A 20,099-nucleotide genomic window follows, 5' to 3' on the forward strand; every position below is an offset into this window, starting at 1 on the left:
ATGCGGAGTTCTGTCATACCGTTGGTAATCGTTGGGGCTCTTGTGGCGGTGTCGCTGGCCAGTTGCCAGTCGTCGAAGCAGTCCACGACACAGGTCGTCGCGCAACGCGATACAAGCATCCCGCCGAATGCGATCCCGGCAGCAAAGGTAGATCCTCGTCTGTTGCGTTACACCTTCTATTTCAAGATGTTGGCGTCCGATACGCATCCGGCTGACGAGATATTCATCGACACGAGCGGCCAGATGCGATTTAATACGCATCAACAGATGAAATCGGGAATATGGAAGACCCCGACAGGATTTGCGTATATCGAGCCTGCTGACGACGATACGCTCACGTACTTCGTCCGGAAAGAGTCACTATTTGTGATAGATCCATCGGATGTAAGTCCTGAATGCCCGAATGGAGATATAATGTATATATCATTTTACCGTCCGGACCTCAAGAAAGAGATTCGATTAAAAACTAATACTTGCGCAGAGGAGTATAACCTGTTGACCGGGGAGCAGCGGAAGCTTTTTCCGATGCTATTGGCCTATGTTCAACGCCTGGCGCAGCGATATCGCCCTCTATTCCCGGATTCGCCGTAGGCGGCGAATTCAACTGTGTTTGAAGTTGTTTGCAGTGCCAAGAAAATACCGTACTATGCCAACGAAAAGACTATCTCCGTTCCGAAACGAAACCTACAAAGATTTCTCAAACCCGAAGGAATTCGCCGCTCAGTCCAACGCTATCAAGCAGGCCCGTGCGAATTTTAACCAGGTGTACCCCATCGTGATCGGGAAGGAGAAGATCAAAACAAACGATTTTATCCTCTCGAAGAACCCGGCCCATCCGAACGAAGTCGTTGGCAAGTTCTCGAAAGGCACCCTCGGGCTCGCACAGCGCGCACTCGACACGGCCACCAGGACATTCGAAACCTGGAGCAAAGTACCTGCGACCGACCGCGCCGACATTCTCGTAAAAGCCGCAGCGATCATTCGCCGCCGCCGTTATGAGGTCAATGCTTGGATGATTCTCGAAGTCGGCAAGAACTTTGCCGAGGCAGATGCCGACACAGTAGAGGCGATCGACTTCCTCGAATATTACGCACGCGAGATGTACCGCCTCTCGGGGCCGCAGCCGGTCGTCAAAAACAAAGACGAGAAGGGCTACCTGGAGTATCTGCCGATGGGCGTCGGCGTGATCATTCCGCCGTGGAATTTCCCGTTCGCAATCCTCGTCGGTACGGCAAGTGCCGCCATCGTCACGGGAAATACGATCGTACTGAAGCCATCGAGCGATTCGCCGATGATGGGGTGGCTCTTTGCCGAGATCATGGAGGAAGCAGGCCTTCCGCCGGGGGTGCTAAATTACTTTTCTGCACCGGGCGGCGAGATCGGCGATTTCCTTGTGAAGAGCCCCTTGACCCGTTTTGTCTCATTTACGGGTTCGAAGGAGATCGGCTTACGCATCAACCAACTTGCCGCGGAGCCGCAAAAAGGGCAGAAGTGGATCAAGCGAGTTGTCGCCGAAATGGGCGGCAAGGATGGGATTGTCGTCGCAAAAGATGCCGATCTTGATAGTGCTGCCGACGGCGTCGTCGCGTCTGCATTCGGTTTCCAGGGACAGAAGTGTTCGGCATGTTCGCGAGTGATCGTCGAGCAGCCGGTGTATGATTCCTTTGTACAGAAGGTAAAGGAGCGTGTCGAGAAACTCGAAGTCGGCGATCCGGCGCTCAATAAGTACTCCGGTCCGGTTGTGAACCAGCGTTCGCAACAGAAGATCATGGAGTATGTTGCTATCGGTAAGAAGGAAGGTAAGTTGCTTGTCGGCGGCAAGACCGTCGGCAATGAGGGCTACTATGTCGCCCCGACGGTTTTCGCCGATATTGCACCGACGGCCCGCCTTGCCCAAGAGGAGATCTTCGGGCCGGTCCTCGCAATTATTCCGGTCAAGGATTTCGACGAGGCAATCAAGGTCGCCAACAATACCGAGTACGGCCTTACAGGTGCGATCTACGCCAAGAACCGTTCGAAGCTCGACCGCGCAATGCGGGAGATCATGGTCGGCAATCTCTATGTCAACCGTAAATGTACGGGCGCGCTCGTGGGGGTGCATCCGTTCGGTGGCTTCAACATGAGCGGCACCGACTCGAAGGCCGGCGGACACGATTACCTCCAATTGTTCATGCAAGCCCGTGTCGTTGCAGAGAAGATGCTGACAACGGCTGCGAAGCGCCCGGCCAAGCGTAAGACTGCCGCAAAGGCAAAGTGACCCGGACCTACATCGATGCGATCACCGATGCACTCCGTTTCGAGATGGAGCGCGATCCGAGTGTGTTTTGCATCGGTGAAGACATCGGTCCGTTCGGCGGTGCGTTCAAAGCGACAAAAGGGTTGATTGACACCTTTGGCAAAGAGCGTGTCATCGATACACCTATTGCCGAGTCGGGGATTATCGGCGCTGCCATCGGCGCATCGCTCTGTGGCTATAGACCGGTAGCCGAAATGCAGTTCTCCGACTTTATTACGAACGGCTTCAATCAGGTCGTGACCGTGGCGGCAACAACGGCATATCGCTGGGGGATTGGCGTGCCAATCGTCGTCCGGCTTCCAAGCGGCGCCGGCATTAGCGGCGGCCCGTTTCATTCGAAAAATCCCGAAGTGTGGTTTGCGCATCAACCGGGCTTGAAAGTCGTGTGCCCGGCAACGCCCTCTGATGCAAAAGGTTTGCTTCTTGCAGCAATCCGCGATCCGAACCCCGTGCTCTATTTTGAGCATAAACGATTGTACCGCTCACTCAAGGAAGAAGTGCCGGACGGCGAGCACATTGTCGAGCTCGGTCATGCTCGCATCGCGCGAGAAGGAAGCGATGCAACGATCGTTACCTACGGTGGGACAGTCCCGCTTGCGGTCGAGGTTGCGGATGAATTCATGTCGAGTGGAAAGGGAAGTATCGAAGTGATCGACTTGCGCTCACTCGTCCCGCTCGACGAAGCAACGATCCTCACAAGCATCCGCAAGACTAGCCGCGCACTTATTCTCCACGAAGATAACCTCACCGCCGGCTTTGGTGCCGAGATCACGGCACGCATTACTGAACACGCGTTCGAAACGCTTGACGCGCCGGTGATGCGCCTGGCCTCGGCTGACGTCCCCGTCCCGTTTGCGCCGACGCTTGAGAAGGAAGTCCTGCCGAATACTGCTCGACTCTCCGGCGCACTTCAAACCCTACTGAATTACTAACCGCTGTACAATCTGTACAGCTTCTCCCCGCTACATCTCGGACCACTGGACATTGTCGATCTTCCCGTTAGTGACCGTGATTGTCTGGTTCGTACTATCTGTCTGTCCGATAAAGTTAAACGTGCCGCTGAAGCGTCGGCGGGTCGTATCGTAGGAGGTGATCGTAAGCGTGCCGCTTGTCGAAGTATACCCTGCGCCTGAAAGATCCGAAATCGCCGCTGTACTAATATTTATACCACTCTGACGAAACGGAAATGTACCGACGGAAGGATTTGATATCCTCATTTGTAGGATCTCGCCGAGCGAATTGCTTGCGAATATCCAAATGGACGGGGAAACTTGCGTCTTGAATGCAGTCAATCCGTCATGGGCTACATATTGCTGGCCGTTAATCGTTGCAGAGATGCTCCCTTGCCCGTAGCCACCGACCGTGATCGGGATCTTGTCGAAGTAACCGCCCACGATATGCTTCGTGGCGGGGGCACCCTGTGTCGGTGTCTCGATGACCATATCGAACGTGAATGTGCCCGAGATAGTATTGTTGACCGTATCGAACTCAGTAATCACGATCGATCCTCCAGGTTTCGATTTGTAGTTGAGCGTATCGATCGAGAGCGTGACTTGCGGCAACAGTGGCGCTTCGTCATCGCCAACCGAGAATGTCGCTGGCTTCGGCGTATCGAAGGGGATGGAGAACATCATCGTTTCCGATGTGTAATTTGTCCCAACGATATCCGACACCATAAACTGAATCATCAGTTGGCTCAATCCATTAGGGAGACCAGTGACTCTGTTCGGATAAATAGCAGCAAATCCACTTGACGACAGTGTATAATTTTTGCGATCGATCGTAACGCCGTCACGGATATATCCGAATTCGCCCGCCGCATGCAGCGATGGGATCGTTGTCGACGATGTCGGATTATCGTAGTGATTGCAACCGAAACTGACAAGCAGAGCACCGATACATAGAAGTAACCAATTGGATCGTAGTTGAGTACGCATGGATGATGGATGACGAAGTAATGCTGTTGCAACCCCCAGGGTTAGCAGAAGGATTCCTCAGAAACCCGTCCGGTTGAGGTCTTACTGAGCTAGCTCTTGTTCCAAGAACAGGCCGGTATAACTTCCCGTCTTCTTATGGGTACGGGCAACATCGGCTGGCGTACCTTCCGAGATAATACGACCGCCTCCTTCGCCACCTTCTGGTCCGAGATCGATGATCCAATCTGCCATCTTGATAACGTCCATGTTATGCTCGATGACGACGACAGTGTTGCCTCGCGAGCGCAGCTCGAGTAAGACTGTAAGTAAATGCTTTACGTCTTGGAAATGAAGACCAGTAGTGGGTTCGTCAAGAATATAAAGTGTCTTGCCCGTAGCCACCTTGCTCAGCTCGGTTGCGAGTTTGACACGCTGAGCTTCGCCCCCGGAAAGCGTCGGAGCCTGCTGACCCAGACGGATATAGCCGAGACCGACACTATCCAAGGCATCGAGTTTCCGTCTGATGCGGGGAATATCGGTAAAGACTTCCAGTGCATCGGTGACACTCATGGCAAGAATGTCTGCGATCGAGTGGCCTTTGAAATGGACCTCAAGGGTTTCCCGGTTGTATCGTTTACCCTGGCATGTTTCGCAAGTTACCAGAACGTCAGGGAGGAAGTTCATCTCGATCTTCTTCATCCCGGCACCTTCGCAGTCTTCGCAGCGGCCCCCCTTCACGTTGAAGCTAAAACGACCGACCTTGTAGCCTCGAATCTTCGATTCGGACAGCGCGGCAAAGAAATCCCGAATATGCGTGAACAGCCCCGTGTATGTCGCCGGGTTCGAGCGAGGCGTCCTGCCGATCGGCGTTTGATCGATCTCAATCACCTTATCGATCTTGTCGAGCCCCTCGATATGCGCATACGGGAGCGGGACGACATTCGAATTGAAGAAATGTCGCTGCAGGATCGGCGCGAGGGTTTCATTGACCAACGTCGATTTTCCGGAGCCACTCACACCGGTGATGCAGGTCAGTGTGCCGATCGGGATCTTTAGGTTGGTGGATTTAAGATTATTGCCCGTTGCACCTTGCAGTTCGAGAAATTCCGTACCAACAACCGTCGAATCGCGATCCGGATGAAGAGATTCTCTTCCCGAAAGATACATCGCCGTCGGGGATTCTTCCGTAACAAAAAAGTCACCAGCGGCCACGGCTTCGCCCTGTTTGAAGAGTTCGGGCGTCGCATACGCTACGATCTTTCCGCCATATTCTCCGGCAGCCGGACCGATATCGGCGATAAGATCGGCCGACAGCATCATATCGCGGTCATGCTCGACGACAACTACGGTATTTCCGATATCGCGTAGCTGTTCGAGTGAATGGATGAGGCGTTGATTGTCTCGCTGATGAAGGCCGATGCTCGGTTCGTCGAGAATATAGAGAACCCCCACAAGCTGGGTACCGATCTGGGTAGCAAGTCGAATTCGTTGCGATTCACCCCCGCTCAGGGTCTTGGCCGGACGATCGAGAGATAGATATTCCAGCCCGACGTTGAGCAAGAAATCGACGCGGGTAAGGATCTCGTTGACGATCGGTTTTGCGATCAGGGCAGCGTTGCCTTCAAAGGTCAGTTTCGAGACGTGCTGTTTCAATCGATTCAGCGAATACGTCACCATATCCTGAATATTCTGCTGCTCGATTCGAACGAACAATGCTTCCGGTTTCAGGCGTCCGCCATTGCAGGTAGGGCAAGTTTTGCCTGCCATAAACTGTTCGGCCCATTCGCGCATCGAGTCGGTAGCATCTTTCTCGACAGCTTGCCGCAGCAATGCCATGATGCCGGCAAATTTTATATGATAGGTATGCTCTCGGCCCGAATCACTTTTCCACTCAACCGCCAGCTTCTGATCTCCCGAGCCGTTGATGAGTATATCCTTCAACGATTTTGGAAGCGACTTATAGGGCTTTTCTATCGATGCGTTATAGTGATCGAAGAGAGATTCTACCTGGGCCCACAACCAATTCTTCCGCTTCTTTCCAAGCGGGAGCAGAGCGCCTTCTTCGAGGCTTTGTGTTTCGTCACCGAGAATAAGGGCCGGATCGAAATCGCGAACATCGCCTAAACCATGACAGGTCGTGCAGGCGCCGATAGGGGAGTTGAAGGAGAATGTGTTTGGTTGCGGCTCTTCGTACGAACGTCCGCACTTCGGACAGGAAAGCTTTTCACTGAAGAGCAGTTCTGACGTATATCCTCCTGGCTCTTCGGCAAGCACTGTAATGAGCCCTTTGCCGAGCTTCAGTGCGCTCTCGACCGACTTTGCCAGACGTTCGCTCGATGTATCGGAATGGACGATACGGTCAATGACCAGTTCGATTGTATGGACCTTGTAGCGGTCGACCTGCATGCCGTCGAGCAGATCTTTCAGTTCGCCGTCGATGCGCACCTTTGTAAAGCCCATGCGAAGCGCCTCAGCGAACAGTTCGCGGTAGTGACCTTTTCGGGCTCTGACGTACGTTGCAAGAATCGTGAGCTTTGTACCGGCAGGATTCGAGGCAATTGCTTCGATGATCTGATCGAGTGACTGTCGTTGAACGGGAATGTCACAGTTAGTACAATACTGAGTCCCGAGTCTGGCAAAGAGCAGTCGGAGAAAATCATATATTTCGGTTACGGTCCCGACCGTCGAACGAGGGGAGTTGCCGATCGTTTTCTGCTCGATGGACACTGCCGGAGCAAGTCCTTCGATGGAATCGACGTCTGGCCGTTCCATCATGTCCAGAAATTGCCGGGCGTAGGCCGAAAGACTCTCTACATAGCGCCGCTGACCTTCGGCATAGATCGTATCGAATGCGAGCGACGATTTCCCGCTGCCGGAGATTCCGGTGATCACGACCAATTTCTCTCGCGGTACGACGAGATCGACGTTTCGAAGATTATGGACACGGGCTCCGCGAACGATAATCGCATCCTGCGAAGCCGGAGAGGCCTCCGGTTCGCTCGATACTGGTGTTTTCGCTTTTGTTTTAGCCATTCGCTGCTTGCCCATGACACGCCTTTTTATGCGTATTGAAACGGTATAATCTTATGAAAACAATTTGTAGGTTCCAATTGGTTGCCTGGGGATATTCGCCGTATATTTATTGTTCTAAGGCGATATAATGAACAGAGATCTTCTCGGGATTCGACATCTGGCAGCCGAAGAGATAATGATGATTCTCTCGCGGTCGGAGCACTTCATGTCCCTTCTCGATTCTACCGACCCCTTCCCAGCAATAACGACACTTCAGGGACGCACCTTCGCGAATCTCTTTTTTGAAAATTCAACCCGCACACGATCTTCGTTCGAGTTGGCGGAGCGTCGGCTTGGGGCATCACTCGTATCACTGTCGATGCAGACCAGCAGCCTCTCGAAAGGGGAAACCCTGCTCGATACGGTCAAGGTGATCACTGCCATGAAGATCGATGCCATCGTGGTACGGCATCAGTCGGCCGGTGTTCCGGATCTTCTGCGTCGCCATCTGCCCGACCATATTCGCATCGTGAATGCAGGCGATGGCGCTGGGGAACATCCTACGCAGGCGCTGCTCGATGCAGCGACTCTTGTCGAACGCTTCGGCTCGTTGAAGGGCAAAAAGATTGTGATCGCAGGTGATATCCGGCATTCTCGTGTCGCACGATCGAATATATTCGCGCTGAAGAAACTCGGCGCTTCCGTTGCAGTTGTCGGCCCGACAACACTTCTGCCTGTCGGATTCTCGGAGGTGTTTGGAGTTTCCGTTCATACCGATCTGGAAGAAGCGCTCGCCGGAGCTGATGCATTAATCGCTCTGCGCATTCAGCGTGAACGACAGGATAAGGCATATTTCCCGGATGCCGAAGAATTTCGAACTTTGTACGGCCTCACCGAAGAACGACGATTACGGTACCCGCACTTGCCGATCTTACACCCGGGACCGGTAAATCGTGGGATCGAGTTGGACGACGATGCAATGGATTCAGCTACATCACTGATCTTTCGCCAGGTGCGTCGGGGTGTCGCCGTGCGACTTGCTGTGCTCGAATGGATATTTTCCGATAATTAACCTATGCATATTGTACTGCGCAACTGCAGAATTGTCGATCCGATCACTCAAACCGATCGCTCCGCGATTGACATTGAGATTTCCAACGGCATGATCGTCGCTATCGGCGAATCGCTCTCGGCAGTCGATGCAACAGTGTACGATCTTTCCGGCATGGTGGTTGCGCCCGGCTTTTTCGATATGCATGTGCATTTACGCGAACCGGGGCAAGAGTATAAAGAAACCATCGCATCCGGAACCGCCGCCGCCGCACAGGGGGGCTTTACAGGCATTTGCTGCATGCCGAATACGTCTCCGTCAATTTCCGATCCGTTCGTCGTATCGTACATTAAGGAAAAAGCACACAATAATCTTGTCGATGTCGAGATCTGTGGTACGATGACGAAAAGTCGCAAGGGAGATGAACTGGCTCCTATCGGCTCGCTATCGGAAGCGGGGGTTCGAATGATTTCCGATGATGGCAGCGCAGTTGCAAGTGCCGAGGTCATGCGTCGGGTGCTTGAATATGCGAAGATGTTCGACATGCTCTGTACACAACATTGCGAAGAACATGCAATGACAAAAGGTACATGCATGCACGAAGGCGCAGTCAGCACAAAGCTTGGTCTGCCGGGATACCCATCCGTCGCAGAAGATATTATCGTTGCACGCGATATACTACTCACCGAGTATGTCGGTGGCGTCCGTTATCATGCGGCCCACCTTTCGACGAAGCAATCGGTCGAATTGGTACGTGTTGCAAAACGCAAGGGGATAGCAGTCACATGCGAAGTCACCCCGCACCATTTTGTACTAACGGATGCCGCTGTCGAAACGCACTGGGGTAATGCAAAGATGAACCCTCCGCTTCGCGAACAACATGATATTGACGCGATCATCGAAGGATTGCAAGACGGCACAATCGACTGCATCGCAACGGATCATGCTCCGCATGCTCGAAGCGAGAAGGAGACTGACATGATGACCGCCGCTTATGGCATTATCGGCTTAGAAACCGCCGTCGGTCTTGGTGTAACTCATCTCGTGCAGACCGGCAAACTCACCCTGATGCAGTATATCGAAAAGTGCTCTACGAATCCGCGCAAGATATTACGACTTGATCCGATCACGATCGGCGTCGGTGAACAGGCAAATCTTACGATTATCGACATGGGACAGAAATGGACCTTCCGTGACGAGGATATTCGTAGTAAATCACATAATACGCCGTTTGTCGGCAGCGAGCTCGTCGGCAGACCAGTTGGTGTGATTAATAATGGGAAGTATCAGGGAGCGATATTCTCGTAGCGAGAAGAAGCATCCGCACGTATGGAGACAAACAGTCATTCGTTCGGGACAACTGTTCATCGGCTACGGTCCGACTCGCGTGCGTTTCTGACTGCACATTCGTTATTTCGTAAAACGCTACTCGTGCTGTTGTTACTTGCCGCGGGGGCAAGATTCGTATTATTCGTAGCAGAAGGGATACGCCCGTCGGCCTCACAAGAACGGAAGCGGATTGTAGAAGAACAGACGAAAGACGCACAATTCGAACTTCAGAAAACACATCTGATTTCCGGCTTCCTTTTAGATTCGATCGCAAATGATGGCCTGATCAATTTCTACGTCCAGTACAGCAGCCCGAGCGCTTCCGAAGCGTTTTTGCGCAATCGGGCGAGCCAGTGGCTCAAACAATTTTCTCAGGCCGATGCCAACGGAAGAAAACGGGCCGATGCGGATCTATCGATGGCTCTTTACGATGTCAATGGAAGACTGAGGGCGAGGTACATACCTGCCCTCAACTCTCCCGCTCCCGATACGCTCTTTGCGTCGGGTGCAATACTCGATCGTCGGTCGCGACTTTCGGAGATTGACAGTACAACCCAACTACTGACGTATAGCACCTATCGACGACTCTTCTCGAAACAGGGCATGCCAATCGGGTACGTTCTGATTCGGCGAACATTGGCTTCGCGCACTGTCGATGATTCTATTCTAGAACATGTATGGCATTGGAGCGCAACCCCTTCGCAACCGCACTCATCGGAAGCCGCAGAATTTATTGCAGCAGGGGCCGGTTCGCCCGAGGGCACACTCTATCTTGATTCTAACGAACACAGCACACGAATCGGATACCTTTCTGCTGGCCACATAGACCTTGATCTCCGCTGGCGTAATTCCGAGATCCGTATTGTGTTCGTCTGCATCGAAGCAATTTCAGAGATACTCCTCGCCGTTTTCCTTTTTCTGCTCCTCCCACGTGTCCTCGAACGCTTGACACCCTCGGCGGATGAATATGGTAGTCTTGCTCAAGTATTGGCTATTGCCACTGTTGCAGGATGGCTTATTCTCATCCTCTCGGGGAGCGTTCCCGACTTGGTGCAGCTCGTATTACGCATCACACCGTCGTCAAACGCAGAACATCTGTGGGACACACTGTTTGCACTTCCCAAATGGGGGGTACATTCCGGTGCATTGATCTGGCTCGGTCTGCTTCTTGCTTCGCTCGCAACCCGAGTAACGAAAGAGACAAACGTCGGACGTCAAACCGCACGTTGGGGAGCATTAGTAGTATGGTGCGTTTTGCCCGCAATATTGATTGGAGCACGAGACTTCCTATTTCCGATCCCTGCATCGACTGTTCCTCTTGTCTCGAATAGAATTCTCGAGGTTCTTACTTCCATCGGCATACTGTCACTGTTGTTTGCCTTCGCACAGTATTGTATTCAATTACTACACACGTTTTCGTTTCGTCCGGCTGTTACCAAAGGCATTGCCGCTGCAATCTTTCTTCTTCAATGCTGCGGCATTGCATTGGTGTCGACAGTGATTTGGGCGCCAGAGGTGTATTATTGGGGGTGGATATGCAGTATAGGAATCATAGCAGCCATTCCATTTATTTCAGGCCTTCGGAGCATCCAATGGGTGCGTCAGCGCCTTCATCCCGTCGTTCTTTCCATAGCGCTCTGCGCCTTTGTCTCTCTCGGAGTTCTGAACCACCTGCATACCGACGAACAAGGTCAGACGTCGCTGCAAACACGCAAGCCTCTTCCGTCACCAACGCAAATCCTGGTTGAATATATCGCCGCGACCGCAGACAGTACAACTCGCTCGGCCGCCGAATATCATACGCGAGCCATCGATTTTTGGCGAGAGTATCACCGGCGGACGCCGGAGATCGGCCTTTTCTTCGTTCTGAGAGAACGCATCAGTGGTAGACTGCTTGAGCAAATATCGACGGCAAACTTTCCACTCGGCCTAATACCGACCGGCGATACACAAACGGTCGCCGAATTTGACGATACCGATATCTCGGTACGACACGGCGAATTGACCGACTCGATTGGCGGTATGAGACTTGCACGAATTCTCGGAGCAAACAGAGCACAGTTTCAGTATGACTTGATACTACGGCGAGCGGTAGGCCAGCCTGTGTTTCCTAGTGTTCGTGTCGGTTCGGTAATCTGGGACGGGCATATGGTAGCATCATCGGGGAGCGCCCATTCGCGTCAGCCCCTGCACCAATTCGTCGCACTGCTGTTATGCCTCTCTCTTATTCTGTTTCTTGGTTTTCTGCTCGAACTCGTCGGGCGGTGCGTAATTGACCATACGCTCAGACCCTATGTCAGTCTCCAAGGGCGATTGATCGTTCTGGCAAGTATAGTATTTGCCGGCGGATCGGTTGCAGTATTCATATTATCCCAAGAGGCTCTCAATACGCATAGCGATACCGTAGCGCGGGCAGTATTTGATCGCAACGTGCAGCAGGTTCGCCGTCTGCTGCTCTCGACTCCCCGGATCGACTCGTTAACGGTGATCGATCGACACATCGCCTCCGCTGCAGAGCAACTGAATTGCGATATCGCACTCTATGACGATAATGGCTTGCTCTTATCGACGTCTGCTCCGGAAGCATACCACTATGATATTTTATCGCCGTTACTTCCATCGTCATTAATGACGGTAGATCAACACCAATCCGGGTTAGGCGAACCGGTTCGCGCATCATTGCTCGGTAGGTTTCCGGCATTTGCAGAAGCTGGCAGTATTCGGGTTGCCGGAAAGTACAGAACGATTCGATTCCTTGTCGTCCAGCGGCAATTGACATTCGACCTGCTTCGTTCTGGCGTTTCAATTCCGTTGGTCGATTCTCTTATACTTGGCTCATTGCTACTATTATTCGTAGCATCGTACGCCGCTACCCGGTGGGCCGTTCCGATCCGAGGACTTCGTCGTGCCGCAGAAGAGATCGCTTCCGGCATACCGATCACCATGCTTCCAGCCGCACGCTCTGATGAGATCGGCGACCTTGTGGCATCGTTCGCCAAAATGAATGCGGAGCTGGTGTCACGACGGGAAGAAGTGGCACAAGTCGAACGTGAAGGGGCGTGGAAAGAAATGGCACGTCAGGTTGCCCATGAGATCAAAAACCCACTGACGCCGATGAAGCTCTCGATCCAACATGTTCAACATGCATTTGAACATCAGGACTCGAATTTCCCGAATATCTTTCGGCGCGTGTTGCGCACCATGACCGAACAGATCGACGTGCTGACGAGGATCGCAACGGAATTTGCCCGATTCGGGGAAATGCCCCGTCGTCGATATGCGTTTGTCACGCTTCGAACCGTTGTTGAAAGTGCGGTAGCGCTTTTCGATGCTGAGCGTTCTCATATCCGCTTTGCGATCGACCTGCCAACAAACCTATCCAAGATCTATGCAGACGAAGAAGAATTTCGTCGGGCACTTGTCAACCTGATCAAGAATGCGGTTCAAGCCATTTCTGGGTGGGGGATCATACTCATTAGCGCAGAAGAACGGAGTGGGTTGATCCATATTAAGATCAGCGACTCCGGTATCGGGATGAAGCCGGATACTGTCAGCAAAGCCTTCGACCCGAACTTCTCTACAAAGACCAGCGGGATGGGGCTTGGACTTGCGATCGTCAAGAAAACGATTACAAATATGAGCGGGACGATCCGAGTCGAGAGCGAACTTGGAAAGGGAACAACGTTCTTCATCGAACTCCCCGCACGCGATCCGAACGCAATCCAGGGTTAAGAGATCGGTTTGTTCAGTTCGCGCTCAACGGCAACAAGAACCTCTGCTTTGAGATCGTGATACGATATCTCCCGGAAAATACGTGCCCCTGCGGCATTGAAGTGTCCATTTCCACCAAATTGCTTCGCAACTTCGGCAGCCGAGCGTTTGCCGCGAGAGCGAAAACTGATCTTCCACCCTTCTTTGAGTTCGAGAAAGAAGATCGAGTACTCGATCGTAGCGACCTGAAGAGGGAATTGAACAAAGCCGTCCACCTCTTCGGGTACTGCCGCCGCCTCGGTAAGGTCTGCCTGCGTGATCACTTGCGTTGCCAGTCGTTCGTCGAAGAATAGCTCCAACGAACTGAGACATTTTCCGATCAGCTTTATTCTCGCTACGCGCGCAGTATTGTATGTTTCGTTGTAGCTGCGAACGGGGTCCGCGCCTCTATCAAGCAAGTCGGCAGAAATTCTCAGGATATCGGAATCGGTGCGTGGGAAACGGAAACTACCGGTATCCGTCATGATTGCCACATACAACCCCTGCGCACTTTTCGGCGTGATCGAGCCGCCGAGCGTATTCATGCTATCGGAAACCAACCGATAGATCATTTCACCCGTCGAGGTCGCATCAGTATCGATAAACCGCGCTTTGGCAAATTCCTTCGGTTCGAGATGATGGTCGATCAGAACCGTATTCGGATGTTCTACGAGCAAGGAGGAAAGCGATTTGGAGCGGTCAGGATCGTTGGTATCTAAGAGTGCAAACACATCTGCCTCGAGAACGATGTTTCGATGTTTCGACTCGTCGAATATCTCGATCAACGGACGCTCCGCATCAAGAAACTTATAGTTCTCGGGGATTGGAGAATGATTGAAGATCCGAACGGATTTACCGATGCTCAGCAGCCATTCGGCGAGCCCGATCTCTGAGCCAAGGGCGTCGCCATCCGGATTAATATGGGTCGTCAGCACGAACGAGTGGTTCGCTCGGACGATCTCGGTAAAGGATGCAGGGTTGAATTCGTAGATGCTCTGAGCCATAGGGTGTGGTCAACAGTCCCACAGAAATTGGGGTTCAGGGTCTATCAATAAAAAAGGCACGTAGGGTATACGTGCCTTTCAAAATAACTACGAGGGTGATCAGTTGACCATCCACGTATTGCCGGAAGCAAGGAGCTTCTTTAGATCGCCGACGGACTTTTTCTTCGCCTCGTTTATCTGGGCGGTCATTTCGCTCTCATACGTGGTCCGGTCGATCGAGAGTAGGACGCCAATCGGAACAGGGAAGCCTTCCATCTCGCTCATACGGGCAAGAATGGTCGCCAGTGTTGTGTTGGTTTCGTCATGCTTCAGGATCGTCGAAGCATCGACATCGGCCACTGCCACAACCTTCGGAGTAAAGCCATCAAGCACAAGCGCCTTGTCGTGGTTCTTTCCGAAGATCATCGGTTCGCCATGCTTGAGCTGCAACACATGATCGTCCTTCACATCTTTCTCGGTGAGATCCAGAAATGCGCCGTCGTTGAAGATATTACAATTCTGGTAAATCTCGACGAACGAAGCGCCCTTGTGAGAAGCGGCACGCTTAATGGTTTCCTGCAAGTGCTTCGGCTCACGATCGATCGAGCGGGCGACGAACGTCGCTTCGCTGCCGATGGCGTACAATGCCGGATTCACAGGATGATCGATCGAACCGTAGGGGGTCGACTTTGTCTTCTTGCCATGCTCGGACGTCGGCGAATACTGGCCCTTCGTTAATCCGTAAATACGGTTGTTGAAGAGAAGAATATTCACATCGAAATTGCGACGCAAGATGTGCATCGTGTGGTTGCCGCCGATCGAAAGGGCATCGCCGTCGCCGGTCGCAACCCACACGGAGAGATTCGGATTGGCTGCTTTCACACCGGAAGCGATTGCGGTTGCGCGACCATGGATCGTATGGAAACCATACGTATTCATGTAGTACGGGAAACGCGAAGAGCAACCGATACCGGCAACGAACACTGTTCCGTGACGGGTAACGTTCAACTCCGGCATGGTGCGTTGCACCTGTGCAAGGATGGAATAATCTCCGCAGCCCGGACACCAGCGAACGTCCTGATCCGATGCAAAGTCCTTCGCCGTAAGCGCAAGGACAGGAAGATCTACATGTGCATCGGTGCTCGGTTGCTTGGCCTTCATTGGCGGCGGTGCGACGGTACCAGATGCCTTGAACGGCGGCGGTGTTGCTTTTGGTGTATCAGACATAATTCAGAATTACCTTACCTAACTAATCGGTGTATAAACAACACACAAACCGTCTTCGTTCGTCGAGTTCGGAATGGGTGGTGGATGAGTGTAGAACCGTATAAGAATCGTCATTCTGAGCAAAGTGAAGAATCTCTGAGGCGGAGCCTCACTGCGTTTCATCGAGGGATTCTTCGCTTCGCTCAGAATGACTTGTGCTGAAAGTGAGGAAATGGAGCCTCGACCTATAGTTGAACTCTGAAACTGAGTGCGGCATCCGTTCTGGCGGCACCGCTTTTAAAGATATCCGTTATATGCGCCGAGGCGAGGTCGATCGCGACCCGCTCGAACAGTGTCGTTCCGACTCCAAGCGTTAGGTCACTCGACCCGCTCTGTATGAAATAACCTGCGGCAAGCCGTAGCGAAGCTGTGGATGACGGCGAATTGAGAATTAATCCAAGACCAAGCCGCGGGTGGTTGAGGCTTCCGACGGTAGACGTCAACCCGGCGTCATACTCCATAGACGCAGAGGTCTCGAAGCTGCCGATCTGCATGCCGACTTCATCCATATCCAACCGGCTCGCGATCCGAAGCATTGTCGGAAGTGGAGTTGTGAATGATGCCACATGGTGTAGAACGCCACTGAGTACTTTTAACGAATCGTTGAGCTGGTCGATAGTGCCGCTCGCATAGATTTTTCGCGTAAGATTATCTGCAACACGCTCCGTTGCATTGCTCGTCCAGGTGATAGCGCCAATATCCGTCACACTTGCGGCCACTCCAAGCACAGGGCGGCCAGAGTCCGATGTGATCAGATCGCCGGCAAGACCAAGATCGAAGCCATAGCCCGAACCGGCAGAATTGCTCGTAAGAAAGCCGAGGCTAAAATGGGTTGGTACTTTATTCGGGTCGAATCCGTCTCCGTACGCACTTCGAAAAATATAATTCACCTTGATTGAGGTTCCGCCATTGATAAACGAATACGCAAATGAGTTTGTCGGGTCCAAGCCCACATAGGCTATCCCGACGACATACTTTGCAGCCGCTCCGACGCGAATGGAACGAAGCAGCGGATCGCTCGTCGATCCGGCGTCGACGAGATGTCTGGAATACGAAGCAGAGTACTCGGAATACCACATACCTTGCAAATCAAAATTCGAGAAGGAGCCCTCGAATTGTAATAACTGCGATTCCGCAGTAACGAAAAACTTCAAAAATTCCTGCGGAATGTCGGTGCGTAATGCAACGTGCGTTGTCCAGGTCAGCGCAAATGTCCCAATCGAGGGAGTTTGATAGAGTGCGCCCAAGACTTCGAAATCGGCACGACCGGAGAGTTTCTCATCCAGAAACAGGTTCGTGATCGTTCGACGATCCGAATCCGCGATATTCGCATTTTTAATTGCAAAGACTTTAGAAATATCGGACGAATTGCGAAAGCTTGCCCCAGCCTCCAGGCCAAACGAACTGATGGGAAGTACTCGAAACTCGAAGCGGTTCGAGCCTTCCGGATCCAATAACGCTGGATTTAAACCTACTGCAGAAAGGCCGTGAGAGTTGATCGCATAGGTTCGCCCGGCGCCATGGGCAATCGGCGATAAATGCTCGTATCCTTCCTGCGCGTTTGCGGCAACCGCAGTCAGGATGATAGTCAATGTGACGGTCCAACGCATAGCAAACACTCCCATTTTACTTTCCTTTCTTCATGAGGGCTTCGATCTCTTGGATTCGTCGAGGAGACCCTGACGAGAGAATCTCCGGTCCAGACGCAGTGACCAGAATATCATCCTCGATCCGACATCCGATCTTCCACCATTTGGGGTCGCACGGACTTCCTGCGGGAATATAAATCCCTGGTTCGACAGTGATCACCGCGTTCTCGGGAAGTGGACCGGGCACCCCTGCGTCATGCACATCCAGGCCGAGAAAGTGAGACGTTCCATGCATGAAATATCTGATAGCCTCATTAGGGGTGCTTATGATACCAAGTTTCAAGAGTCCTCGTTGAATCACGGAAAGTGCGGCATAGTGCGCAGCCCGAAACTCGCCGCCTACTGTTACCGCTGCAATGCCCGAATCTTGCGCTTCCAATACTATTTCATAGATGGCGCGTTGTTCCGGTGTGAATGTGCCATTTACTGGAAAGCTTCGTGTCACGTCGGCACTGTATCCATGGTATTCCGCACCGATATCCATTTCAACAAAGTCACCGGATTCGGTCTTGCGGCGATTGGTCTCGTAATGGAGGATTGTTGAATTATTGCCACTGCCGACGATGCACGGATATCCGGTATATTCTGCGCCGTGTCGTTTGAACACATATTCGCCGAGTGCCTGCATTTGATATTCGTACCATCCCGGTTGAACAGTCCGCATGATCTCGTTATGTCCCTCGTTAGAAATCGAGACCGCCTTTCGCATCAACACGAGTTCTTCCGTCGTTTTTACCATGCGAAGCCGTGAAAGAATTGGCAACAACGACCGGATGACAAGCTTCGGGTACCGACGCTCAAGAATTGAGACGACGGTCGATGACAAACCGAAACCGGAGTCGATAGCAGGATCGACGACCTTCATTCCGTAATTCGGGCTGTAATAGAACGTTTCGATGCGCGGTAACAGGGATGAAAGCACACTTGGGAGTGAATCGATTACCTCAGCTTCTTCAAAGCCAAGTATCCGTTTGGCGCCGTCGGTCCCAAGCCGGATGCCCGTCCAAGTTTCGCGGGCCGGATTCTTTGCCTCGACAAAGAGTATCTGACGTACAGCCTGCTCTTTCTCCTTGATGATCAGCAGCGCGGCATTCGGCTGGATGTGTCCTGTCAGATAGTAAAAATTCGGATCCTGATGAAATTCATACGAAACGTCATTGGCACGGTTCTTTTCGACGCCACCGAGAAAGAGCGCGGCGCTATTGGCGCTCATGTGAGCGACCACGGAGTCGCGTCGGGAACGGTGGAACGATGCAGGCAGCCTGTCGCTGTCATATTGGGCATACTGTTCGTTCTGCACCAATGATTGTGCAACCGAGAGCGTCGGCAGACAACAGAAGAGGCAAAGGAGTAGGGTAGGGACGCGTATCGTCAAATCAGCGTATCGATTTGTGAGGCAAGGATAATATCACGGTCTGTCACACCTCCGGCCGAGTGCGTGGTCAGCATGACTCGTACTCGTTTATACGAGTGAAGCAGAATATCGGGGTGATGATCCAACATCTCGGCGACCGGCGCAATCCGACGAATAAACTCAACCGCCGCAACGAAGTTCGAACACTCATACTCGCGGAATATCGAATTCGAATGCTCGTCGAACGTCCAGTTCGCCGGCGCACGTTTGATGATATCCTCGCGAGTAAGGATTGGCATGGCTAATCGAGATCTTCGTCTTCGGTATCCGACACCTTTAACTTTCCACCTTCGAAGAGCAAATACGCCTTCATGAACTCCGTGATCTCGCCGTTCATCACTGCCTGCACATCGGTCTTCGCCAATTTGGTGCGATGATCTTTTACCATTGTGTACGGCTGAAACACATAGGAGCGAATCTGTGCGCCCCACGAGGCTTTCATCTTCTTTCCTTCGATGGCGGCGATACGGGCTTCTTCGATCTCTCGGATGATCGCAGCAATTCGGCTCTTGAGCATCTTCATCGCACGTTCGCCATTCTGCAACTGCGAACGCTCTTCCTGACACGCTGCAACAACGACATGCTCCTTACCGGTAGTATCGGTATACCGATACGTAAGACGAACGGCCGTCTCAACTTTATTGACGTTCTGACCGCCTTTTCCACCGGAGCGATACGTATCGCGTTGCAGGAGTGCCGGGTTCAGGACGATCTCATCGTTGCCTTCTTCGATGACAGGATACGCATACACGCTCGCGAAACTGGTATGACGGCGGGCATTCGCGTCGTACGGGGATATACGGACAAGACGATGGACGCCGTTTTCGGCCTTCAGATACCCGTACGCATTTTCGCCTTTGATCTCGAGCGTCGCGGACTTGATGCCGGCTCCTTCGCCGGCAAGTTCGTCCATCATCGAGACTTTGTACCCGTTCTGCTCGGCCCATCGGGTGTACATACGCTCGAGCATTTCGGCCCAGTCCTGAGCCTCGGTGCCTCCCTGGCCGGCATTGATGGTCAGAATTGCATCTTTATGATCGTCTGGCCCCGCAAGCATGACAGCCACTTCCTGTGCAGCCAGCGTTTCTTCGACGCTTGTCAACTCCTCGTTGACCTGTGGCGCAAGCGATTCATCTTCCTCCGCCATCTCGACCAGTGCTTCCGCGTCGTCGATACGAGACTTCAGAGAAAGGAATTCATCACGTTCTTTTTTGAGACGTGTTAATTCCTGCATCAGGCGCTGGGCAGCGCGTTGATCGTTCCAGAATGTTTCGGAAACAGATTGTTCTTCTAGCGCGGCAATGCGCTTGGCCTTAGACGTAAGGTCAAAGAGAGTCGCCGAGTTCGGCGAGGCGAGCTCGCAGATCGGCAATAGAGATGGCTACAAGTTCTGACATTAAAATCAGTAACAGGCCATCGGTTGGAAATGTCTC

The 20,099-nt window shown here is 52.6% G+C and carries 14 protein-coding genes; 6 read left to right on the forward strand and 8 right to left on the reverse strand.

The window, feature by feature from the left end; translation table 11 throughout:
* Genes JSS75_05165 through JSS75_05175 form a run of 3 tightly spaced genes read left to right on the forward strand, consistent with a single transcriptional unit; the run spans position 1 to position 3,228 of the window.
* Positions 1-591, forward strand: coding sequence for a hypothetical protein (locus JSS75_05165; GenBank protein ID MBS1903075.1), 591 nt, complete (start codon positions 1-3; stop codon positions 589-591).
* Positions 592-646: 55 nt separating this feature from the next.
* A complete protein-coding gene (gene pruA, locus JSS75_05170) occupies positions 647-2,257 on the forward strand; it encodes an L-glutamate gamma-semialdehyde dehydrogenase (GenBank protein ID MBS1903076.1) in 1,611 nt (536 codons plus the stop codon).
* Positions 2,254-3,228, forward strand: a complete 975-nt coding sequence (locus JSS75_05175) for an alpha-ketoacid dehydrogenase subunit beta (protein ID MBS1903077.1) — start codon at positions 2,254-2,256, stop codon at positions 3,226-3,228. Before pruA ends, JSS75_05175 begins: the two co-directional genes overlap by 4 nt.
* 30 nt (positions 3,229-3,258) lie before the next feature.
* On the opposite strand, the gene JSS75_05180 is transcribed toward JSS75_05175, so the two are convergent.
* Both JSS75_05180 and uvrA read right to left on the reverse strand, forming a co-directional pair.
* A complete protein-coding gene (locus JSS75_05180) occupies positions 3,259-4,233 on the reverse strand; it encodes a hypothetical protein (GenBank protein ID MBS1903078.1) in 975 nt (324 codons plus the stop codon).
* An 81-nt stretch (positions 4,234-4,314) separates the two neighbouring features.
* Positions 4,315-7,260 carry an excinuclease ABC subunit UvrA gene (gene uvrA, locus JSS75_05185; GenBank protein ID MBS1903079.1) on the reverse strand — a complete coding sequence of 982 codons (2,946 nt, stop codon included), beginning with the start codon at positions 7,258-7,260 and terminating at the stop codon, positions 4,315-4,317.
* Positions 7,261-7,372: 112 nt separating this feature from the next.
* Between uvrA and JSS75_05190 the strand changes: the two genes are divergently transcribed.
* The 3 genes from JSS75_05190 to JSS75_05200 are packed head-to-tail and all read left to right on the forward strand — an operon-like array spanning position 7,373 to position 13,336.
* The gene (locus tag JSS75_05190) at positions 7,373-8,296 is read left to right on the forward strand and encodes an aspartate carbamoyltransferase catalytic subunit (GenBank protein ID MBS1903080.1); all 924 of its coding nucleotides are present in this window, start codon (positions 7,373-7,375) and stop codon (positions 8,294-8,296) included.
* 3 nt (positions 8,297-8,299) lie between these two features.
* The gene (locus tag JSS75_05195; protein ID MBS1903081.1) at positions 8,300-9,583 is read left to right on the forward strand and encodes a dihydroorotase; all 1,284 of its coding nucleotides are present in this window, start codon (positions 8,300-8,302) and stop codon (positions 9,581-9,583) included.
* 21 nt (positions 9,584-9,604) lie between these two features.
* Positions 9,605-13,336, forward strand: a complete 3,732-nt coding sequence (locus JSS75_05200; GenBank protein MBS1903082.1) for a hypothetical protein — start codon at positions 9,605-9,607, stop codon at positions 13,334-13,336.
* Here JSS75_05200 and JSS75_05205 read toward each other — a convergent pair.
* From JSS75_05205 to prfB, 6 genes are all read right to left on the reverse strand, one after another.
* Positions 13,333-14,358: a bifunctional oligoribonuclease/PAP phosphatase NrnA gene (locus JSS75_05205; protein MBS1903083.1), complete on the reverse strand. Its 1,026-nt coding sequence runs from the start codon at positions 14,356-14,358 to the stop codon at positions 13,333-13,335. The genes JSS75_05200 and JSS75_05205 overlap by 4 nt on opposite strands.
* 99 nt (positions 14,359-14,457) lie before the next feature.
* Positions 14,458-15,498, reverse strand: a complete 1,041-nt coding sequence (locus JSS75_05210; GenBank protein MBS1903084.1) for a 2-oxoacid:ferredoxin oxidoreductase subunit beta — start codon at positions 15,496-15,498, stop codon at positions 14,458-14,460.
* 290 nt (positions 15,499-15,788) lie between these two features.
* Positions 15,789-17,213 carry a hypothetical protein gene (locus JSS75_05215; GenBank protein MBS1903085.1) on the reverse strand — a complete coding sequence of 475 codons (1,425 nt, stop codon included), beginning with the start codon at positions 17,211-17,213 and terminating at the stop codon, positions 15,789-15,791.
* Positions 17,214-17,229: 16 nt separating this feature from the next.
* A complete protein-coding gene (locus JSS75_05220; GenBank protein ID MBS1903086.1) occupies positions 17,230-18,627 on the reverse strand; it encodes an aminopeptidase P N-terminal domain-containing protein in 1,398 nt (465 codons plus the stop codon).
* Complete coding sequence (locus tag JSS75_05225) at positions 18,624-18,905, reverse strand: 4a-hydroxytetrahydrobiopterin dehydratase (protein ID MBS1903087.1); 282 nt, start codon at positions 18,903-18,905, stop codon at positions 18,624-18,626. The genes JSS75_05220 and JSS75_05225 overlap by 4 nt, the downstream gene beginning before the upstream one ends.
* Positions 18,906-18,907: 2 nt before the next feature.
* Positions 18,908-20,038 carry a peptide chain release factor 2 gene (prfB, locus tag JSS75_05230; GenBank protein MBS1903088.1) on the reverse strand — a complete coding sequence of 377 codons (1,131 nt, stop codon included), beginning with the start codon at positions 20,036-20,038 and terminating at the stop codon, positions 18,908-18,910.
* Between the last annotated feature and the right edge of the window lie 61 nt (positions 20,039-20,099).

The sequence above is a fragment of the Bacteroidota bacterium genome, from assembly GCA_018266755.1.
GTDB lineage: Bacteria > Bacteroidota > Ignavibacteria > Palsa-1295 > Palsa-1295 > JAFDZW01.

Bases quoted from the DNA above. Each gene is read 5' to 3' on its own strand.
- JSS75_05200 (MBS1903082.1), top strand. From the start codon at position 9,605: ATGGAGACAAACAGTCATTCGTTCGGGACAACTGTTCATCGGCTACGG.
- uvrA (MBS1903079.1), bottom strand. From the start codon at position 7,260: ATGGGCAAGCAGCGAATGGCTAAAACAAAAGCGAAAACACCAGTATCG.
- JSS75_05190 (MBS1903080.1), top strand. From the start codon at position 7,373: ATGAACAGAGATCTTCTCGGGATTCGACATCTGGCAGCCGAAGAGATA.
- JSS75_05215 (MBS1903085.1), bottom strand. From the start codon at position 17,213: ATGCGTTGGACCGTCACATTGACTATCATCCTGACTGCGGTTGCCGCA.
- JSS75_05180 (MBS1903078.1), bottom strand. From the start codon at position 4,233: ATGCGTACTCAACTACGATCCAATTGGTTACTTCTATGTATCGGTGCT.
- JSS75_05225 (MBS1903087.1), bottom strand. From the start codon at position 18,905: ATGCCAATCCTTACTCGCGAGGATATCATCAAACGTGCGCCGGCGAAC.
- JSS75_05205 (MBS1903083.1), bottom strand. From the start codon at position 14,358: ATGGCTCAGAGCATCTACGAATTCAACCCTGCATCCTTTACCGAGATC.
- JSS75_05195 (MBS1903081.1), top strand. From the start codon at position 8,300: ATGCATATTGTACTGCGCAACTGCAGAATTGTCGATCCGATCACTCAA.
- pruA (MBS1903076.1), top strand. From the start codon at position 647: ATGCCAACGAAAAGACTATCTCCGTTCCGAAACGAAACCTACAAAGAT.
- JSS75_05210 (MBS1903084.1), bottom strand. From the start codon at position 15,498: ATGAAGGCCAAGCAACCGAGCACCGATGCACATGTAGATCTTCCTGTC.
- JSS75_05165 (MBS1903075.1), top strand. From the start codon at position 1: ATGCGGAGTTCTGTCATACCGTTGGTAATCGTTGGGGCTCTTGTGGCG.